Source organism: Pseudoxanthomonas indica, assembly GCF_900167565.1.
In the GTDB taxonomy this organism is placed as follows: Bacteria; Pseudomonadota; Gammaproteobacteria; order Xanthomonadales; family Xanthomonadaceae; genus Pseudoxanthomonas_A; species Pseudoxanthomonas_A indica.
Window position 1 is genome coordinate 678202 of sequence record NZ_FUZV01000002.1, and the last position, 18166, is coordinate 696367.

Below are 18166 nucleotides of genomic sequence, written 5' to 3' on the forward strand. Positions count from 1 at the left end.
GTGCGGCGGTCGCATTACCAGCCCGCCAGCACCAGCTTGCCGATGGTGGCGCCGCTCTCCAGCTGGTGATGCGCCTCGCGCAGATTCGCGGCGTTGATCACCCCCAGCGTCGTCGCCTGCGTGCTGCGCAGCTCGCCGGCGTCGATCAGGCTGGCCGCGCGATTGAGCAGGCGATGCTGTTCAATCATGTCGGGCGTGCGGAAGCGTGGCCGCGCGAACATCATTTCCCAATGGATGCCTACGCTCTTGGCCTTGTACGGGTCGCCGATGCGCAAGGGTTCGGCTGGCTCCACGATCAGACCCACATGTCCCAGCGGCGCGATGATCTCGCCCACCTGCTCCCAGTAGCGATCGGTGCTGGCGAAATTCAGCACCACATCCACCTGCTCGAAACCGATGGTCTTCAGCTGCGGCGCCAGCGGTTGCCGATGATCGATCACCTGCTGCGCGCCCATCTGCCTGCACCAGGCGATCGTCTCGGCGCGCGAGGCGGTGGCGATCACCTGGAAGCCGGCACGACGCGCCAACTGGATGGCAATCGAGCCAACGCCGCCGGCGCCGGCGATCACCAACAGGCTGCGGCCGTTGCATTCGGTGTCGATGGAGAACGGCATGCGATGGAACAGCAGCTCCCAGGCGGTAATGGTGGTCAGCGGCATGGCGGCAGCCTGGGCGAAGTCCAGCGTCGCCGGCTTGCGGCCGACGATGCGCTCGTCCGCGAGTTGAAACTGCGCATTGCTGCCACTGCGGGTGATGTCGCCGGCGTAGTACACCTCGTCGCCGGGCTTGAACAAGGTGACCTGGTCACCAACGGCTTCCACCACGCCGGCCGCGTCGTAGCCGAGGATTTTCGGCTGCGCTTCCACGTTCGCCTTGGGCGAACGCACCTTGGTGTCGACCGGATTGACCGACACCGCTTCGACACGCACCAGCAGATCGTGGCCGGTGGGTTCCGGCTTGGCCAGTTCGATGTCCTGCAACGAATCAGGATCATCGATGGGCAGGTAACGGGTGAGACCAACGGCTTTCATGGGGGCTCCTTCAGACGGGCAGCGGGCTGCGTTCGGAAAATTGGCCGCGCCAGTACGGATAGTACGGGTACGGTGTTTGGATGGCGCTCACGGCGTCGAGTCGGGCGACCTGTTCGGCGGACAGACTCCAGCCGATGGCGCCCAGGTTCTGCTGCAGTTGTTCCTCGTTGCGCGCACCAATCAACACGGTGGCGACGGTTGGCCGCTGCAGCAGCCAGTTGATCGCAACCTGCGGAATGGCCTTGCCGGTTTCACCGGCGATGTCTTCCAGCACATCAATGATCCGGTACAGGCGCTCCTGCTCAACGGGCGGACCGATGTCGGCAGTGTCGTGCAGGCGGCTGTTTTCCGGCAGTGGCGCGCCCCGGCGAATCCTGCCGGTCAGGCGACCCCAGCCCAGCGGGCTCCAGACCACCGCACCGACGCCTTGATCCAGGCCCAGCGGCATCAGCTCCCACTCGTAGTCGCGTCCCACCAGCGAGTAGTACGTCTGGTTGGCTACATAGCGTGACCAGCCGTGGCGATCGGCGATGCCCAATGACTTCATCAGCTGCCAGCCGGAGAAATTGGACACGCCCAGGTAGCGCAGCTTGCCGGCGCGCACCAGGTCATCAAGGGTGGACAGCGTTTCCTCGATGGGCGTCATCGCATCAAAGGCATGCAACTGCAGCAGGTCCAGGTAGTCGGTGCCGAGCCGTTGCAGGGATGCCTCCACCGCCTTGATCAAGCGCAGGCGCGAGGTGCCGGTGTCGTTGGCGCCGTCGCCCAGGCGCAGGCCGGTCTTGCTCGACAGGATCACCTGGTCGCGACGGCCGCGCAGGGCCTGGCCCAGCACGGATTCGGAAGCGCCGTCCGAGTACACGTCCGCCGTGTCGAAAAAGGTGAGTCCGGCATCCAGGCAGAGATCGATCATGCGCCGGGCCTGCGTCACGTCGGTGTTGCCCCAGGCGCCAAACAACGGTCCCTTGCCGCCAAAGGTGCCGGCGCCAAAACCGAGGGCGGAGACTTTCAGGCCGGAGCGGCCGAGGAAGCGGGTTTCCATGGAGTGTCCTTGGAGGAGGGAAACAGGAGCGGGGTTTCAGGCGCAGTCGCGTGCCACCCGCACGGGTGCGTGCTGGCGAGCAGTCGAAGTCCGGCCTTGTACGCGAACGGCGATCAACGCCACCACGAACGCCGACAGCGGCACCAGCGCGCCTACCCACGTCAAACGGGTCAGGCCGGCGCCGTGGGCGATCACCACACCACCGAGCCAGGCGCCGAGTGCATTGCCCAGGTTGAACGCGCCGATGTTCAAGCTCGACGCGAGGCTCTGCGCCGCGCCGGCCTGCTTCAGCACCCACAGTTGCAGCGGCGACACGGTGGCAAAGGCGGCTGCGCCCAGCAGGCCGGTGAAGACGATCATCGCCACCCGGCTGTGCAGGGCAAAACTCATCAGCCCCATCACCAGCGCCAGCCCCAGCAAGGTGCTCAACAGCGCCGCGGACAAGCGCCGATCCGCAAAGCGGCCCCCGAGCAGGTTGCCGACGATCATGCCAACGCCGAACACCAGCAGGATGGGCGAGACCGCCGCATCGGCAAAGCCGGTCACCTGGGTCAGCAGCGGCTGGATGTAGGTGTACACAGTGAACATGCCGCCAAAACCCAGCACGGTCATCAGCAGGCCCAGCAACACTTGCGGCCGTGCAATGGCGCGCAGTTCCGCAGCGAAGGCGGGCGGGTTGGCATCGCGCTTTTCGCTGGGCACCAGCCAGGCGATCACCAGCGTGGCGACCACGCCCATCGCGGCCACGGCCCAGAACGTCGCGCGCCAGCCATGATGCAGGCCCAGCCATGCGCCGGCCGGCACGCCGAGCAGGGTGGCCACGGTCAGGCCGGTGAACATGATCGAGATGGCCGAGGCCTTGCGGTCTTCACTGACCAGATGCGTGGCGACCACGGCGCCGACCCCAAAGAACGTGCCATGCGCCAGCGAGGTCACCACCCGCGCGATCATCAACACGGTGTAGTTGGGCGCCAGGGCACAGGCCAGGTTGCCGACGGTGAACAGGATCATCAGCGCCACCAGCACCGCCTTGCGCGGCAGGCGGCTGGTCGCGGCGGTAAGCAGCGGGGCGCCGACAAACACGCCCAAGGCATAGCCGGAGATCAGCAGGCCGGCCGCGGCCAGGGAGACCTGCAGATCTGCGGACACCTGCATCAGCAGGCCCATGATCACGAATTCGGTGGTGCCGATGCCAAAGGCGCCGGCAGTCAGGGCATACAGGGCCAGCGGCAGGCCAGGGCGGGAAGCGGAGGAGGTCACGGCAGGTGTCCAAGCAGCAAGGCAGGCACTGTGAGCCTTCCCCGCTGCGCGAAAAACCGCGAGACTGCGCAAATACTTTCAACGAAAGGTTGATAATCATGGACCGCGTCGGTGACCTGACCCTGTTCCTGCGCGTGCTGGACCTTGGCTCGATCACCGCGGCCGCGCGCAGCCTGGATCTGTCCGTGGCCGTGGCCAGCCAGCGACTCAAGCGTCTGGAACGCGAGCTTGGGGTGCGACTGCTGCACCGGACCACGCGCCGCCTGCACCCCACCCCCGAGGGCGTGGCCCTGGCGCAGCGCGGTCGCCTGCTGGTGGAAGAGCTGGAGTCGCTGGGCGCCGGGCTGCGCGAGGCCGCCGAGGAAGTGGCGGGCACCCTGCGGGTCACGCTCTCGGCGACCTTTGGCCGGCAATACGTGTCGCCCCTGCTGCCCGCCTTCCTGGCCCGCCACCCCAAGCTGCGCATGAGCGTGCATTTGAGTGACCACGTCGTGGACCTGGTCAGCGAAGGCTTCGATCTGGCCATCCGCATCGGCGCGCTGGAAGATTCCGGCATGGTCGCCCGCCGCATCGCGCCGAATCGGCGCGTGTTGTGTGCGTCGCCCGAGTACCTGCGTCGACGCGGGCGCCCGCTGCACCCGGAACAGCTGGCCGGGCACGAATGCCTGCTGCTGTTCGGCAGCCAGGGACGCCAGGACCTCTGGCGCCTGCAGGATCCGCAAGGGCGCGAAGTGGCGGTGCGGGTCAACGGGCGCTACGAAAGCAACTTCGGCGAACTCTTGCGCGATGCCGCTGTTGCGGGCGAAGGCATCGCTCTGCATTCGCTCTGGCATGTCGCCGAGGACCTGCGCCAGGGCCGATTGCAGGTGGTGATGCCGACTTATGCGCCGGCGACCACTGCCATCAGCGCGGTCATGCCGCGCCGCCAGCTGGTGCCGCCGCGGGTTCGCGCCTTCGTTGACTTGCTGGTGGACGCCTACGGCCAGACGCCGCCGTGGGAACTCGACCTGCCACCAAGGGAGTGAGGCAGGCCGGCAGGATGGGCCTCAGTCGAACGCGAACGCATCCAGCGCCAGGCCACCCAGTTCCACATCCCGATGCAGCAAGCGCGCGTGGGTATGTTCGCTGCCGGCGCCAAGCGCGACGTAGAGCGGGTACAGATGTTCCTGGGTGGGGTGGTTGCGCAGCGCATGCGGCAGGGACTTCCAGTCCAGTGCCGAAGCGATGTCGCCGGCTTCCAGATGCGTGCGCAGCGCATCCGTGAAGGCCGCGACCCACGGATAGGCGGGCGCGTGGGCGTGTTGCCAGTCCAGTTCGCGCAGGTTGTGCGAAAAGCCGCCCGAGCCCACCACTAGCACGCCGTGCTGACGCAGGGGCGCCAGCGCGCGACCGACCTGGAAGTGGTCCTCAGCGCTGCCATGCGGGTTCACTGACAAGGCCAACACCGGTATGTCGGCAGCCGGGTACATCCGCCGCAGCGGCACCCAGACGCCGTGGTCCAGGCCGTGGCGGTCGTCCTGCTGTGCAGGCAGGCCGGCGTTTGCCAGGCATTCCAGCACCTGCGACGCCAGATCGGGAGCGCCCATCGCCGGGTAGCGCAGTTCGTACAGAGCCGCAGGGAAACCACCAAAGTCATGGATCGTCTCGGGCGCGGGCGTCGCGGTGACCGTGGTGGTCGGGCGCATGAAATGGGCCGAAGCCACCAGCACGGCCCGGGGCGTGGGCAATGCCTGGCCCAACCGGTCGAGGAAGCGGCCCGTGGCCGAGTCTTCGATGGCCAGCATCGGCGAGCCATGCGAGAGGAAAAGTGAGGGGAGAAGAGCGGGCGTGTCCATGGGGGACAGCATGGTCCACCGACGGCCCCGGACCAAGCCCGCCGGCGGTACCGATGTGTTGCATGGAGAACATTGGTATACGTGTGCTACCCATCCCCGCCTGCAGGTGTTAGGGTCGCGCCCCATGCGTTCGTGAACATCCGCCCAAGGGCGCAAACCCTTGTGGCATGGGGATCGCGAATGGGACAGGCGCCGTTCGGCGGAAGGACCCGCAGGGAGCCATGTAACGCTTACTTGTTATAGTACCGTTAACACAGTCTTCACGCTGTTCCGCATAATCTGTTCAGGATGGCGCGCGTCCTACAGCCGTCTGTTTACGATAAGAAAGCTCGAGAGAACGCGTAGAGCATTTCGGTTTTTCTTACCACCGATGATTTTGACAAGGAGCTGCAAATGAACAAGAAACTGCTTTGTGCCGCGCTGCTGAGCGGTCTGAGCCTGGCGCAGGCCGCTTCGGCCCAGGAGTTCGACGACCGTTGGTACCTGACCGGTTCCGCCGGCATCAACGTCCAGGACAACGACCGCAACACCGACGATGCTCCGTTCGGTGCCATCGGTCTGGGCAAGTTCATCAGCCCGAACTGGTCCCTTGATGGTGAAATCAACTATCAGAACACCCAGTTCGAACGCGACGTCAACTTGAACTGGAGCCAGTACGGCATCTCGCTGGACCTGCGTCGCCACTTCTGGCTGTCGGGTCGCACCTGGCATCCGTACGTGCTGGCCGGCCTGGGCCTGCAGCGCGCTGAAGAAGAGTTCGATGCGTTCCCGAACCCGAATTCGCCGGGTGAGCGCAAGGACAACAACTTCGCCGCCAAGCTGGGTGGTGGTATTCAGGCCAAGCTGGGTCGCGTCGGTGTCCGCACCGAACTGGCCTACCGCATCGATTTCGACGACAACGCCATTGGCCCGTCCTACGACGGTTCGATCGACGACGGCGACGACTTTGCCGATCTGCTGGCTTCGGTCGGCATCATCATCCCGCTGGGCCCGGAGCCGACCGCTGCGCCGCCGCCGCCGCCGCCGCCGGTCGACAACTGCGCCGACAAGGATGACGACGGTGACGGCGTCAACAATTGCGACGACAAGTGCCCCGGTTCGCAGGCTGGCCAGACCATCGGTCCGGACGGCTGCCCGGTCCCGGTTTCGATCGACCTGAAGGGCGTCAACTTCGACTTCGACAAGTCGGTGCTGCGTCCGGACGCCGTCGCCATCTTGGGCGAAGCGACCGAAATCCTGAAGCGTTACCCCGACCTGAAGGTTGAAGTCGCCGGTCACACCGACTCCGTCGGTACCGATGCCTACAACCAGAAGCTGTCGGAGCGTCGCGCCAAGGCCGTGTACGACTACCTGACCAGCAATGGTGTGGACGCTGGCCGTCTGGTTGGCCCGACCGGTTACGGCGAGAGCCGTCCGCTCGACACCAACGACACCAAGGAAGGCCGTGCACGTAACCGTCGTACGGAACTGAACGTCCAGAACTAATCGGACGCTTCACGCTTTACACAAAGCCCGGCCCAGTGCCGGGCTTTGTTTTTGTGCGAAGACCTTGCGAAGCGTGCCGGCTTGCACACAAACACAACCACTTGGCGGGAAGTGGTGAGGTGTTGGTTGATATCACCGCCCCCGCTTCTTACACTGCGGGCTCAACGAAATGCAGGGAACGATCATGCGCCGCCATCTTGTCTTGCTGGGTCTGTTGGCCGTGACTGCCGTTCCCGCCGCCCAGGCGGCGCAGAACTGCAGTGGCAGTCTGGTACCGCCGCCCTTGCCCGTGCGTCCGACCGTGCTCGAACCGCTGGCGCCGGAGTTCACCCCCAATGTGTCGCAACTCGGTGCGCCCAGCGGCGTGCTGAGCCAATCGATGGACGAATCGCTGTCGGTGGATCGCGTATTGATGCGCCTGCGCATCGAGGGCTGCCAGAATGTGGCCAAGGCCATGCCGGTCGCCGCGCCTGCAGCCAATCCGAATGACCCCAGCGCCTACAAGCCGAAGACGCAGTTCGACAACACGCCCTGGCGTTTTGACATGAACCAGAACGGCAAGCGCATGACGGCCGAAGAGTTCGATGCCTGGATGAAGTCCCGCGGTGTGCGCGTGGCCAAGGGCAACGCAACCCCGGCTGCCGCTGCACCCGCCGCCGCGCCGGCCGCGCCCGTGCCGGAAGAAAAGAAGAAGTAAGCGAGCCAGACGCGGGCGCCAGTCGCTTGCGTCGTCCGCCTGTGCGAACGCGTCGTCCCGACCCCGCCCACCGGACCGTCGGCCGGCGCGTTGCTGTTTCCGGCAAAGCCGCAACGCCACGCCATGGCTTGGCGCGTACGCTGTCCAAGCAAGGGGTCTGTTCGCGCAGCGAGGCCGAGCGCTGGGTCCGCGCGGGTCGGGTCAGCGTGGATGGCGTGGTAGTGCGCGATCCGGAGTTTCCGATTCGCCATGGGCACGCCGGCATCCGGGTGGATGGCCAGGCGATTGCCGTGGTCGAACGCGTGTACGTGGCGCTCAACAAACCACGCGGCTTGCTGACCACCACCACCGACGAGCAGGGGCGCGACACCGTGTATCGCTGTTTCGACGGAGCTGGCTTGCCGTGGCTGGCGCCGGTAGGGCGATTGGACAAGGCCAGCGAAGGCCTGCTGTTGTTCTCCAACGATCCAGCCTGGGCCGCGGCGATCACCGATCCCGATTCCGGACCGGACAAGACGTATCACGTGCAAATCGATCGTTTGCCGAATGAAGCCTTGCTGCATTCGCTGCGTGCGGGCGTCAAGGATGGCGTGGAATTCCTGCGCGCCAAACAGGTGGAATGCCTGCGTGCTGGCGAAAAGAACGCGTGGTTGTCGATTACCCTGGATGAAGGCCGCAACCGGCAGATCCGCCGGTTGCTGGCCGCTTTCGATATCGCCGTGCTGCGCCTGGTGCGGGTGGCGATTGGTGCACTGCCCCTGGGCGAGTTGGGCAAGGGGCAGTGGCGGTTGCTGACGGCCGATGAGGTTTCGGGGCTGAAGCCCCTCGCACCGATCAGTCCTTGAGCACGCCCAGTTCGTGACCGATGCGGGTGAACGCATCGATCGCGTGATCCAGATGTTCGCGGGTATGCGCGGCGCTCATCTGGGTGCGGATGCGCGCCTGACCCTTGGCGACCACCGGGAAGAAGAAGCCGATCGCGTAGATGCCTTCTTCCAGCAGGCGCTCGGCAAAGCGCTGCGCCAGCGGGGCGTCGTAGAGCATCACCGGACAAATCGGATGCACGCCCGGCTTGATGTCGAAACCGGCAGCCGTCATGCGCTCGCGGAAATACGCGGTGTTGGCCTGCAACTGCCGGCGCAGGTCACCGGCCGATGACAGCATGTCGAACGCCCGTATGCCCGCGGCCACCACATGCGGCGGCAGCGAATTGGAGAACAGGTAAGGCCGCGAGCGCTGGCGCAACAGTTCAATCACTTCCCTGCGCGCGGTGGTGAATCCGCCCAGCGCACCGCCCATCGCCTTGCCCAGGGTGCCGGTGAAGATGTCGATCTTCTCCAGCACGCCTTTGACTTCCGCCGAGCCGCGGCCACTGTCGCCGAGAAAGCCGGTGGCATGGCATTCGTCGATGTGCACCAGTGCGCCGTACTTCTTCGCCAGCGCAGTGATTTCGTCGAGGGGAGCGATGACGCCATCCATCGAGAACACGCCATCGGTGGTGATCAGCTTGGTCTTGCAGCCGGCGGCATCGGCGGCCTTGAGCTGTTCTTCCAGCCCGGCCATGTCGCAGTTGTCGTAGCGGAAGCGTTTGGCCTTGCACAGGCGCACGCCGTCGATGATCGAGGCATGGTTGAGCGCGTCGGAGATGATCGCATCGTCCTCGCCCAGCAACGGCTCGAACAGGCCGCCGTTGGCGTCGAAGCACGCCGCGTAGAGGATGGTGTCTTCGGTGCCGAAGAAGGCGGCGATCTTCGCTTCCAGCTGCTTGTGCAGATCCTGGGTGCCGCAGATGAAGCGCACCGACGCCATGCCAAAGCCATGGGTGTCCAGGGCTTGCTTGGCCGCGGCGATGATGTCCGGGTGGTCGGCCAGGCCGAGGTAGTTGTTGGCGCAGAAGTTCAGCACCGTGCGACCGTCTTCCAGGCTAATTTCCGCCGACTGCGGGCTGGTGATGATCCGCTCGCGCTTGTACAGGCCCTGGGCTTGGATGCTCTCGAGTTCGGCGGCGTAACGGGCGGTCAGGGTGCTGGTCATCGGGGTCGGCGCGGTGGAAAGCCTGCATTCTAACCGGGCCCCGTCGGTCACCGAGCCGGCTCATGCCAATGCGGCATAAGCCAGACCCCGCAAGTCATTTCCCGGCGTGCATGTGCATCCGCAGCATCGTCGCTTCCGGCCCGATGGGCCATTCCGGGGAACGGCAATGCGTGGACAGCGAGCGGGCGTGACGGCAGGGCAACGGCGGGTGTCGCGGTTGGCGGTCGCGCTGCTGTGTTCGCTGGCGTTGCCGGCGTTCGCGCAGAAGGCGCCCACGGTCGAAGAGCTGCAGAAGCGCCTGGAAGCGCTGGAACGCCGCCTGGGCACCAGCGTCGCCAGCGAAGAAGGGGCGGAGCCGGGCCTGGCCGATCTTGACCAGCGATTGAAGGTCATCGAGCGGCGCCTGGAGCTGCAGCAGGAAGAAGCCGTGGCCAAGGCCAAGGAAGCTCCGGTGATCTCGGTCAATGACAAGGGCGCTTCCTTCAAGTCTGCTGACGGCAACTACGAGGTCCGCCTGCGCGGGCTGATTCAAGGGGATGGTCGCTTTTACGTGAACGACGACGCTCTGCCGCAGAACGACACCTTCCTGCTGCGTACCGCGCGCCCGATCATCGAAGGCTCGCTCGGCAAGCTGATCGGTTTCCGCTTCACCCCGGAATTCGCCGGTGACAGCGCGAGCATCGTCGATGCCTATGTGGATCTGCGCTTCGATCCCGCCTACACGCTGCGGGTGGGCAAGTTCACCTCGCCGGTGGGCCTGGAGCGCTTGCAGTCGTCGTCGGCACTGGCCGGGGTGGAACGCGCGCTGGCCAGCGAACTGGCGCCCAACCGCGATATCGGTGTGCAATTGCAGGGCGATGTGGCCGAGGGCAAGTTCAGTTACGCGCTCGGTGTGTTCAACGGCACCGTCGATGGTCGCGACGCGGTGACGACCAATCCGGACAACGAGTTCGAGTATGCCGGCCGCGCCTTCTTCGAGCCGTTCCGCAACAACGCCAATGCGCTGTCCGGCCTGGGCTTCGGCGTGGGCGCCAGCATTGGCGACAAGGTTGGCAGTGGCAACAACTTCCTGCCGCGTTATCGTACGCCGGGCCAGGTGCAGTTCTTCAACTACCGCTCCAGCGTGGCCGCCGACGGCGAGAACTTCCGCTTCTCGCCGCAGGCTTACTACTACCTGGGTCGCTTCGGCGTGCTCGGCGAGTACATCCGTTCCAGCCAGGAAGTACTGCAGACCACCGGCGCCAATGCCGGCGTGCGTGCCGACCTGGAGAACACCGCCTGGCAGGCCACCGTCCAGTTCGTGCTCAGCGGGGAAGACGCCAGCTATCGCGGCGTGGTCAAGCCGTCCAGCCCGTTCCGGCCCGGTGAAGGCTGGGGTGCGTTCGAGCTGGTGGGCCGCTACGGCCAACTGGAAGTGGATGACGGCGCCTTCCCGATCTTCGCCGACCCCACCGTCTCCGCGCGCGAGGCCAGCAGCTGGACCCTGGGCCTGAACTGGTATCTCACCAGCAACCTCAAACTCGTTTTTAACTACCTAGACACTACCTTCAAGGGCGGGGCTGCCGGTGGCAGTGACCGTGAAGACGAAAAAGCGATCTTCTCGCGCCTGCAAGTCGCCTTCTGATCCGGAGACCTCACATGACTGTTTCCACCAAAATGCAACGCCACCTTCGCACCTTGCTGATTGCCTTCGGCCTGACGGTCGCAGCGGCGGCCGGCGCCAAGGACGTCAAGCTGCTCAACGTCTCCTACGATCCCACCCGCGAGTTCTATCGCGAATTCAACGCCGCCTTCGCCGCTGACTGGCAGAAGCAGAAGGGCCAGAAAGTCGAGATTGAAACCTCGCACGGCGGTTCCGGCAAACAGGCGCGCGCGGTGATCGATGGCCTCGAAGCCGACGTGGTCACGCTGGCGCTGGCGTACGACGTCGACTCGATCGCGCAACGAGCGCGCCTGTTCCCGGCCAACTGGCAGCAGCGGCTGCCGGAAAACAGTGCGCCGTACACCTCGACCATCGTGTTCCTGGTGCGCAAGGGCAACCCCAAGAAGGTCAAGGACTGGGTGGATCTGGTGAAGCCGGGCATCTCGGTGATCACGCCCAACCCCAAGACCTCCGGCGGTGCGCGCTGGAACTATCTTGCCGCGTGGGCCTATGGCCTGAAGATCTTCAAGGGCGATGAGGCCAAGACCCGCAACTTCGTCAAGGCGCTGTTCCGCAACGTGCCGGTGCTGGATACCGGTGCGCGCGGCTCCACAACTACCTTCGTCCAGCGCGGCATCGGCGATGTGCTGCTGGCCTGGGAGAACGAAGCCTTCCTGTCGATTGAAGAACTGGGCCCGGACAAGTTCGACATCGTCGTGCCGTCGATTTCCATCCTGGCCGAACCGCCGGTGGCGCTGGTGGACAAGAACGTGGACAAGCACGGTACCCGCGCGGTGGCCACGGCCTACCTGAAGTTCCTGTACTCGCCGACGGGCCAGCGCCTGGCCGCCAAGCACTACTACCGGCCGCGACATCCGGAGTTTGCCGCCAAGGAAGACATCGAGCGCTTCCCCAAGGTCGAACTGGTGACCATCGACAAGGTGTTCGGCAGTTGGGCCAAGGCGCAGGCCACGCACTTCGCCGATGGCGGCGTGTTCGACCAGATCCAGCAGCGCTGATCGATGGCGGTCACGGCACTCCCTGCAAAAGCGGCGACGCCCCGGCGTCGCCGTGTGCTGCCTGGCTTCGGCCTGAGCCTGGGCTATTCGCTGGCCGGGCTGGGCCTGATCGTGTTGATTCCGCTGGTGGGCGTGTTTGTCAAAGCCAGTGGTCTGGGGTTTGAAGGCCTGTGGCGAATCTGGACCGAGCCGCGCGTGCTGTCCGCCTTGTGGATCAGCTTCGGCACCGCGCTGGCGGCAGCGGCGTTCAATGCGGTGATGGGCACCTGGGTGGCCTGGGTGTTCGTGCGCTACAAATTTCCGGGCAAGCGCTTGTTCGACGCGATGATCGATCTGCCGTTCGCCCTGCCCACCGCCGTGGCCGGCATCGCGTTGACCGCCTTATACGGACCCAGCGGCTGGATTGGCCGCTGGCTGGAAGCGGCCGGCATCAAGGTCGCTTACACGCCGCTGGGCATCACCGTGGCGCTGGTGTTCATTGGCCTGCCCTTCGTCGTGCGCGTAGTGCAGCCGGTGCTGGCGGAAGTGGAGCGCGAACTGGAAGAAGCTGCCGCCACCTTGGGTGCGAATCGGCGGCAGATCGTCTGGCGGGTGATCCTGCCCACCTTGTGGCCGGCGGTGCTGGCGGGCTTCGCGCTGGCGTTCGCGCGCGGCGTGGGTGAGTACGGTTCGGTGATCTTCATTGCCGGCAATCTGCCGGGCGTGTCGGAAATCGCGCCGCTGCTGATCACCATCAAGCTGGAGGAATTCGACTACGCCGGCGCCACCGCCATTGCCGCGGCCATGCTGCTGCTTTCCTTCGTCCTGCTGCTGGCGATCAACAGTCTGCAGGCCAGGCTCGCGCGCACGCAGCGGGGCAGGGCATGAGTGAGGTACTCCTTGAATCAGGCATTCCACCGATGATTCCCTCGCCGCACGCGGTGTTGGCCGACAGCGCGCCCGCGCGCGCGACGCAAGCGCGCGATGCCACCACCGAGCCGCGCTGGGCGCAGGCGCTGCTGATCCTGGGCGCTTTGGTCTTCCTGCTGGCCTTCCTGCTGTTGCCGCTGCTGCTGGTTTTTGTCGAAGCGCTGCGCGGCGGCGTGGGTGCGTTCGTGCGCGCAGTCAGCGAGACCGACGCGTTGGCCGCGGTCAAGCTGACCTTGCTGGTGACCGGGATCGTCGTTCCGCTCAACTTGCTGTTCGGCGTGGCGGCGGCGTGGGCGGTGAGCAAGCATCAGTTCCCCGGCAAACGCTGGCTGGTGACCTTGATCGACTTGCCGTTCGCGGTTTCGCCGGTGGTGGCCGGCCTGATCTTCGTGCTGATTTTCGGCGCGCAGGGCTGGGCCTGGCCGCTGATCGACGAAGGCTGGACCGGCACCTTGCCGTTGCTGGGCGAAGTGCACGTGCAGCTCCCCAAGATCATCTTCGCGCTGCCAGGCATCGTGCTGGCCACGGTGTTCGTCACCTTTCCCTTCATCGCCCGCGAGCTCATGCCGTTGATGGAGCAGCAGGGCACCGACGAGGAACTGGTCGCACTGAGTCTGGGCGCCAATGGCTGGCAGACGTTCTGGCGCGTGACCCTGCCCAACATCCGCTGGGCACTGCTATACGGCGTGCTGCTGTGCAGTGCGCGCGCGATGGGCGAATTCGGCGCGGTGTCGGTGGTGTCCGGGCATATCCGCGGACGCACCAACACCCTGCCGCTGCACGTGGAGATTCTCTACAACGAATATGCCTACAGCGCGGCCTTCGCGGCTGCTTCGCTGCTGGCGTTGTCGGCACTGATCACCCTGGTGCTGAAGACCTACCTGGAATGGCGCCACGGCGAATCGCTGGCCGCCAATCATCGCCACTGACCTGGCGCGTATCGAGGAACCACGATGAGCATCGTCATCGAACATCTGTCCAAGCGCTTCGGCGCCTTCGCCGCGCTGGATGACATCCAGCTGGAAGTGAAACAAGGCGAACTGCTCGCCCTGCTGGGGCCGTCCGGCTCAGGCAAGACCACGCTGCTGCGGATCATCGCGGGCCTGGAGCATGCCGATGCCGGCCGCGTGCTGTTTGACGGCGAAGACGCCGCAGGCTTGAGCGTGCAGGCGCGCCGCGCGGGCTTCGTGTTCCAGCACTACGCCTTGTTCCGGCATCTGAACGTGGCCGACAACATCGCCTTCGGCCTGCGCGTGCGTCGTGGCGCCGAGCGCTGGCCGGAAGCACGCATCCGCGCGCGGGTGGAAGAGCTGCTGTCGCTGGTGCAACTGGAAGGCCTGGGCGGCCGCTACCCGGCGCAACTGTCCGGTGGCCAGCGCCAACGCGTGGCGCTGGCGCGTGCGCTGGCGATCGAGCCGCGCGTGTTGCTGCTGGACGAACCCTTCGGCGCGCTCGATGCGCAGGTGCGTCGGGACCTGCGCCGTTGGTTGCGCGAGTTGCATGACCGCACCGGACTGACCACGCTGTTCGTCACCCATGATCAGGAAGAAGCGCTGGAACTGGCCGATCGCGTGGCCATTCTCAATGGCGGCAAGCTGGAGCAGTTGGGAACACCCGCGGCGGTCTATGACCAGCCCGCCTCACCCTTCATCTACGGCTTTGTCGGCGAAGTGAACCGGCTGCCGGCGCAGTGGCAGGCCGGGCGCCTGCATGCCGAAGGCAAACCGGTGCCGACCGAACTGGCAGGCGTAGGGCAGGGCGCGGCGCATCTGTATGTCCGGCCCGAGGACCTGCGGGTCAGCGATGAAGCCACCGGCTGGCCGGCCCGGGTCGTGGCCGAGCAGCGCAGCGGCCCGCGCCTGCGGGTGCGGGCAGTGCTGGAGCAGTCGCAATCACCGGTGGAAGTGGAGCTTCCCGCCAGCAATGACGGGGCTTTCCCGGTCGGCGCCCGGCTGCATGTGGCGCCCGCCCGTGCCGGATGGTTCCCGGCCGGCTGAGGCGGAAAGTTGGACCCTGGGGGCTTGACGAGTGTGATTTGTGCGTCGCATCATCGGGCTACGGTTAAAAAACCGTAAATGTGACAGGTCGGAGTGGGACCGGCCGGTACGCACACCTCATCAAAGCCATCAGGAGAGTTTGGATGAAGCCAGTCAAGCTGAGCCGTGCGCTCACCGCCGCGTTGTTGTTGGCGGTACCGTTTGTGTCCTACGCCCAGGAAGCCGCGGAGCCGGAGGAAGCATCCTCGCCGGTCACCTGGTCCATTGCCGCCACCACCGATTACGTGTTCCGTGGCGTTTCCCAGACCGACGAGGGCCCGGCCCTGCAGGCTGGCCTGACCTACACCGCGCCGTTTGGCTTGTATGTGGGCGCCTGGGGCTCCAACGTCGACTTCGGTGATCCGGATCCGGAAGCCGGTGTCCGCGGTGTCGATACCGAACTGGATCTGTTCGTCGGCTACAGCCACGACTTCAACGACAGCTGGAACCTCGACGTCAGCGCGCTGCGCTACACCTACCACGGCGCCTCCGATGGCGTGGACAGCGGCGACTACATGGAATACATCGCCAAGGTCACCTGGGCAGGCCCGGTCGAAGTATCCGGCCTGGTGGCGTATGCACCGGACTACGGCGACCTGACGCCCAAGGCCAAGGAAAGCTACGCCAACCTGTCGGCCTCGTACGAGTTCGGCGACAGCGGCATCTCGCTGGGCGCCGGCGTGGGTTACACCTCGGTCGATTACGGCGCCGAGACCATCGATGGCGAACGCTTCGACTACGGCGTCACCGATTACTTCGACGGCGCGCTGACCGTGAGCAAGGCGTTCGGTCCGGCCACGGCCACCCTCGGTTACTACACCACGTTCGCTTCCGACGCTGACCTGCTGAAGGACGAAAGCGGTATCTACGATGACCGCATCGCCTTGACCATCAGCATCGGCAACTGATTCACCGCCCTCGTCAGGCAAGGAGAAGGGCGCCGCAAGGCGCCCTTCTTTTTTTGCCTGCAACGCCACGGACCGTCCATCGACGGTCACTGCGGTGAGCGCTCTGCGGACCTGTCGGCAGAAACGGTGGGCGTCGCATTACCCGAGCGTTGCTGGTGTGACTTGAAGAGCGAGTACAGGCGCTCGTAGGCGTACTCCTGATCCTCCGGCGCCAGCAGCTTCAACACCGCGTTGGTGAGGTTGGCCCAGATGATCGGACGCGAGAGCGCGTTGGCATTCTGGTAGAGCACGTCGAGCTTGCGATCCATCTCGGTGATCATGGCTTCCAGCTCCTGCCGGGTCTTGAAGGCGGGTTGGATGAAGGCGCGCGCTGCCTGGTTCATGCGGTGCTCCGGTGCGTTCGGCGTCGCAGGAATCTGCGCCCGCAGCGGTTACCGCCCGGTTAAAACAGCGACCTCGAGCAAGGGCGAATCGTCATGACCATATGCCGGTCGGGAATCATTCGCCCGCCGCCGCATCCGCATCGAAAGCAGGTCGGCAGGGGCTATCATTCACGGTCAATGATCCAGTTCACCCACGTCAGCAAAACCTACGCCACGCCGTCGGGCCAGCTGCAGGCGCTCAAGCCTGTCAGCCTGGACATCCGGGCGGGTGAAATCTTCGGCATCATCGGCCAGTCCGGCGCAGGCAAGTCGACCTTGCTGCGGATGATCAACGGCCTGGAAAAACCCAGCCAGGGCCAGGTGCAGGTCGACGGCCAGCAGGTGGCCTCACTGCCGGAGCCGCAACTGCGCGCACTGCGTCGGCGCATCGGCATGATCTTCCAGCACTTCAACCTGTTGTCGTCGCAGACGGTGGCGGAAAACGTGGCGTTTCCGCTGCGCCTGGCCGGCATGGATCGCAAGGCGATTGTGGCGCGCGTGGCCGAGCTGCTGGAGCGTGTCGGTCTGCGCGAGTTCGCCGATCGCTATCCGGCCCAGCTCTCGGGCGGGCAGAAGCAGCGCGTCGGCATCGCCCGCGCCCTCGCCACCCAGCCCACCCTGTTGTTGTGCGATGAAGCCACCAGCGCGCTGGACCCGCATACCACCCAGTCGATCCTGCGCCTGCTGGCCGAACTCAATCGCGAGCTGGGCCTGACCATCGTGCTGATCACCCACGAGATGGAAGTGGTGCGTCGCATCTGCCATCGCGTGGCGGTGCTGGACGCCGGCGAACTGGTCGAAAGCGGTCCGGTCGAACAGGTCTTCCTGCATCCGGCGCATCCCACCACCCAGCAATTCGTCGCCGATGCCGAGCACCTCGACGACGAGGAGCAGATCACCGCGCTGGAGGCCGTCAGTGGCCGCATCCTGCGACTGACCTTCCTGGGCGCCGATACCTTCAAGCCGCTGCTCGGGCAGGTGGCGCGGCAGACCGGCGCGGACTACACGATCCTGGGCGGACACATCGGTCGCATCCGCGACACGCCGTATGGCCAGCTGACCATTGCGCTCACCGGCGGCGACATCGAAGGCGCGCAGGCGGCGCTGGTGCAAGCCGACGTACACGTGCAGGAGCTGCGCCGATGATCTTCGCCACCGCGACCGTGCTGGGACTGGATCCGGGCAAGTGGAACGAGGTCCTGATCGCCACCTTCGACACCTTGCTGATGCTGGCGGGTTCGTTGCCGCTGACCCTGGCCTTGGGCCTGCCGCTGGGCGTGTTGCTGTTCCTCAGTGACAAGCACCAGCGCCTGGACAACACCTGGCTGCACAATGTGCTGGCATTGCTGGTGAACCTGGTGCGTTCGGCGCCTTTCATCATCCTGATGATCGTGCTGATACCGGTGACCTTGCGGCTGATGGGCACTTCTCTGGGTGTGCGCGGTGCGATCCTGCCGCTGGTGATTGGCGCGGTGCCGTTCTACGCGCGGCTGGTGGAAACGGCATTGCGTGAAGTGCCGGCGGGCGTGATCGAAGCCAGCGAGGCGATGGGTGCGACCACGCGACAACTGGTCTGGCGCGTGCTGTTGCCGGAAGCCTTGCCGGGCCTGCTGGCCGGCGCGACGGTCACTGCCGTGGCGCTGGTTGGCTTCACCGCCATGGGGGGCGCGATTGGTTCCGGTGGCCTGGGCGATCTGGCCTATCGCGACGGTTACCTGCGCTCGCAGACCTCGGTGGCCATCGTCACCGTGGCGCTGCTGCTGGTGATCGTGCAGGTGCTGCAGTTTGTCGGCGACAGCCTGGTCCGCCGCGTCAATCATCGATGAGTCATTCTGTTTTCCCCCAA

Annotated in this window: 18 protein-coding genes; 12 read left to right on the forward strand and 6 right to left on the reverse strand. The window is 65.5% G+C overall.

All coding sequences use genetic code 11. The features are described from left to right. Nucleotides 1–14: 14 nt before the first annotated feature. From B5X78_RS13710 to B5X78_RS13720, 3 genes are read right to left on the reverse strand one after another with little or no spacing between them, the layout of a single operon-like run. Nucleotides 15–1031 (reverse strand): zinc-binding alcohol dehydrogenase family protein, encoded by a 1017-nt coding sequence (locus B5X78_RS13710; protein ID WP_079725073.1) that lies wholly within the window; start codon nucleotides 1029–1031, stop codon nucleotides 15–17. A 10-nt stretch (nucleotides 1032–1041) separates the two neighbouring features. Continuing rightward, nucleotides 1042–2073 carry an aldo/keto reductase gene (locus tag B5X78_RS13715; RefSeq protein ID WP_079725074.1) on the reverse strand — a complete coding sequence of 344 codons (1032 nt, stop codon included), beginning with the start codon at nucleotides 2071–2073 and terminating at the stop codon, nucleotides 1042–1044. Between the two features lie 36 nt (nucleotides 2074–2109). Further along, the gene (locus tag B5X78_RS13720; protein ID WP_268234330.1) at nucleotides 2110–3333 is read right to left on the reverse strand and encodes an MFS transporter; all 1224 of its coding nucleotides are present in this window, start codon (nucleotides 3331–3333) and stop codon (nucleotides 2110–2112) included. Between the two features lie 98 nt (nucleotides 3334–3431). Between B5X78_RS13720 and B5X78_RS13725 the strand changes: the two genes are divergently transcribed. Then, nucleotides 3432–4358, forward strand: coding sequence for a LysR family transcriptional regulator (locus B5X78_RS13725; RefSeq protein WP_079725075.1), 927 nt, complete (start codon nucleotides 3432–3434; stop codon nucleotides 4356–4358). Between the two features lie 21 nt (nucleotides 4359–4379). On the opposite strand, the gene B5X78_RS13730 is transcribed toward B5X78_RS13725, so the two are convergent. Then, entirely contained in the window at nucleotides 4380–5168 is a 789-nt protein-coding gene (locus tag B5X78_RS13730; protein WP_079725076.1) for a DODA-type extradiol aromatic ring-opening family dioxygenase, read from the reverse strand. Nucleotides 5169–5561: 393 nt separating this feature from the next. Here B5X78_RS13730 and B5X78_RS13735 point away from each other — a divergent pair, with 393 nt between their 5' ends. The 3 genes from B5X78_RS13735 to B5X78_RS13745 all read left to right on the forward strand — a co-directional run bounded on the left by B5X78_RS13735 (nucleotide 5562) and on the right by B5X78_RS13745 (nucleotide 8195). Continuing rightward, nucleotides 5562–6653 carry an OmpA family protein gene (locus B5X78_RS13735; protein WP_079725077.1) on the forward strand — a complete coding sequence of 364 codons (1092 nt, stop codon included), beginning with the start codon at nucleotides 5562–5564 and terminating at the stop codon, nucleotides 6651–6653. Nucleotides 6654–6837: 184 nt separating this feature from the next. Further along, complete coding sequence (locus B5X78_RS13740) at nucleotides 6838–7350, forward strand: hypothetical protein (RefSeq protein ID WP_079725078.1); 513 nt, start codon at nucleotides 6838–6840, stop codon at nucleotides 7348–7350. A 41-nt stretch (nucleotides 7351–7391) separates the two neighbouring features. Next, nucleotides 7392–8195 (forward strand): pseudouridine synthase, encoded by an 804-nt coding sequence (locus B5X78_RS13745; RefSeq protein WP_079725079.1) that lies wholly within the window; start codon nucleotides 7392–7394, stop codon nucleotides 8193–8195. On the opposite strand, the gene kbl is transcribed toward B5X78_RS13745, so the two are convergent. Then, nucleotides 8185–9384 carry a glycine C-acetyltransferase gene (kbl, locus tag B5X78_RS13750; RefSeq protein WP_079725080.1) on the reverse strand — a complete coding sequence of 400 codons (1200 nt, stop codon included), beginning with the start codon at nucleotides 9382–9384 and terminating at the stop codon, nucleotides 8185–8187. The two genes, B5X78_RS13745 and kbl, sit on opposite strands and share 11 nt — an antisense overlap. A 166-nt stretch (nucleotides 9385–9550) precedes the next feature. On the opposite strand from kbl, the gene B5X78_RS13755 reads away from it, so the two are divergent. The 6 genes from B5X78_RS13755 to B5X78_RS13780 all read left to right on the forward strand — a co-directional run bounded on the left by B5X78_RS13755 (nucleotide 9551) and on the right by B5X78_RS13780 (nucleotide 15898). Beyond that, complete coding sequence (locus B5X78_RS13755; RefSeq protein ID WP_079725081.1) at nucleotides 9551–11008, forward strand: porin; 1458 nt, start codon at nucleotides 9551–9553, stop codon at nucleotides 11006–11008. A gap of 32 nt (nucleotides 11009–11040) precedes the next feature. After that, nucleotides 11041–12045: a sulfate ABC transporter substrate-binding protein gene (locus B5X78_RS13760; protein WP_139381638.1), complete on the forward strand. Its 1005-nt coding sequence runs from the start codon at nucleotides 11041–11043 to the stop codon at nucleotides 12043–12045. 3 nt (nucleotides 12046–12048) lie between these two features. Then, nucleotides 12049–12912 (forward strand): sulfate ABC transporter permease subunit CysT, encoded by an 864-nt coding sequence (cysT, locus tag B5X78_RS13765; protein ID WP_079725083.1) that lies wholly within the window; start codon nucleotides 12049–12051, stop codon nucleotides 12910–12912. A 32-nt stretch (nucleotides 12913–12944) separates the two neighbouring features. Continuing rightward, nucleotides 12945–13883 (forward strand): sulfate ABC transporter permease subunit CysW, encoded by a 939-nt coding sequence (gene cysW / locus B5X78_RS13770; protein WP_425478746.1) that lies wholly within the window; start codon nucleotides 12945–12947, stop codon nucleotides 13881–13883. A 24-nt stretch (nucleotides 13884–13907) separates the two neighbouring features. Next, a complete protein-coding gene (locus tag B5X78_RS13775; RefSeq protein ID WP_079725085.1) occupies nucleotides 13908–14951 on the forward strand; it encodes a sulfate/molybdate ABC transporter ATP-binding protein in 1044 nt (347 codons plus the stop codon). Nucleotides 14952–15094: 143 nt separating this feature from the next. Next, nucleotides 15095–15898: a TorF family putative porin gene (locus B5X78_RS13780; RefSeq protein WP_079725086.1), complete on the forward strand. Its 804-nt coding sequence runs from the start codon at nucleotides 15095–15097 to the stop codon at nucleotides 15896–15898. A gap of 86 nt (nucleotides 15899–15984) precedes the next feature. Here B5X78_RS13780 and B5X78_RS13785 read toward each other — a convergent pair whose 3' ends face one another. Beyond that, the gene (locus B5X78_RS13785) at nucleotides 15985–16281 is read right to left on the reverse strand and encodes a hypothetical protein (RefSeq protein ID WP_079725087.1); all 297 of its coding nucleotides are present in this window, start codon (nucleotides 16279–16281) and stop codon (nucleotides 15985–15987) included. Nucleotides 16282–16458: 177 nt separating this feature from the next. Between B5X78_RS13785 and B5X78_RS13790 the strand changes: the two genes are divergently transcribed. Both B5X78_RS13790 and B5X78_RS13795 read left to right on the forward strand, forming a co-directional pair. Further along, complete coding sequence (locus B5X78_RS13790) at nucleotides 16459–17466, forward strand: methionine ABC transporter ATP-binding protein (RefSeq protein ID WP_079725088.1); 1008 nt, start codon at nucleotides 16459–16461, stop codon at nucleotides 17464–17466. Next, complete coding sequence (locus tag B5X78_RS13795) at nucleotides 17463–18146, forward strand: methionine ABC transporter permease (protein WP_079725089.1); 684 nt, start codon at nucleotides 17463–17465, stop codon at nucleotides 18144–18146. Before B5X78_RS13790 ends, B5X78_RS13795 begins: the two co-directional genes overlap by 4 nt. Nucleotides 18147–18166: the final 20 nt, after the last annotated feature.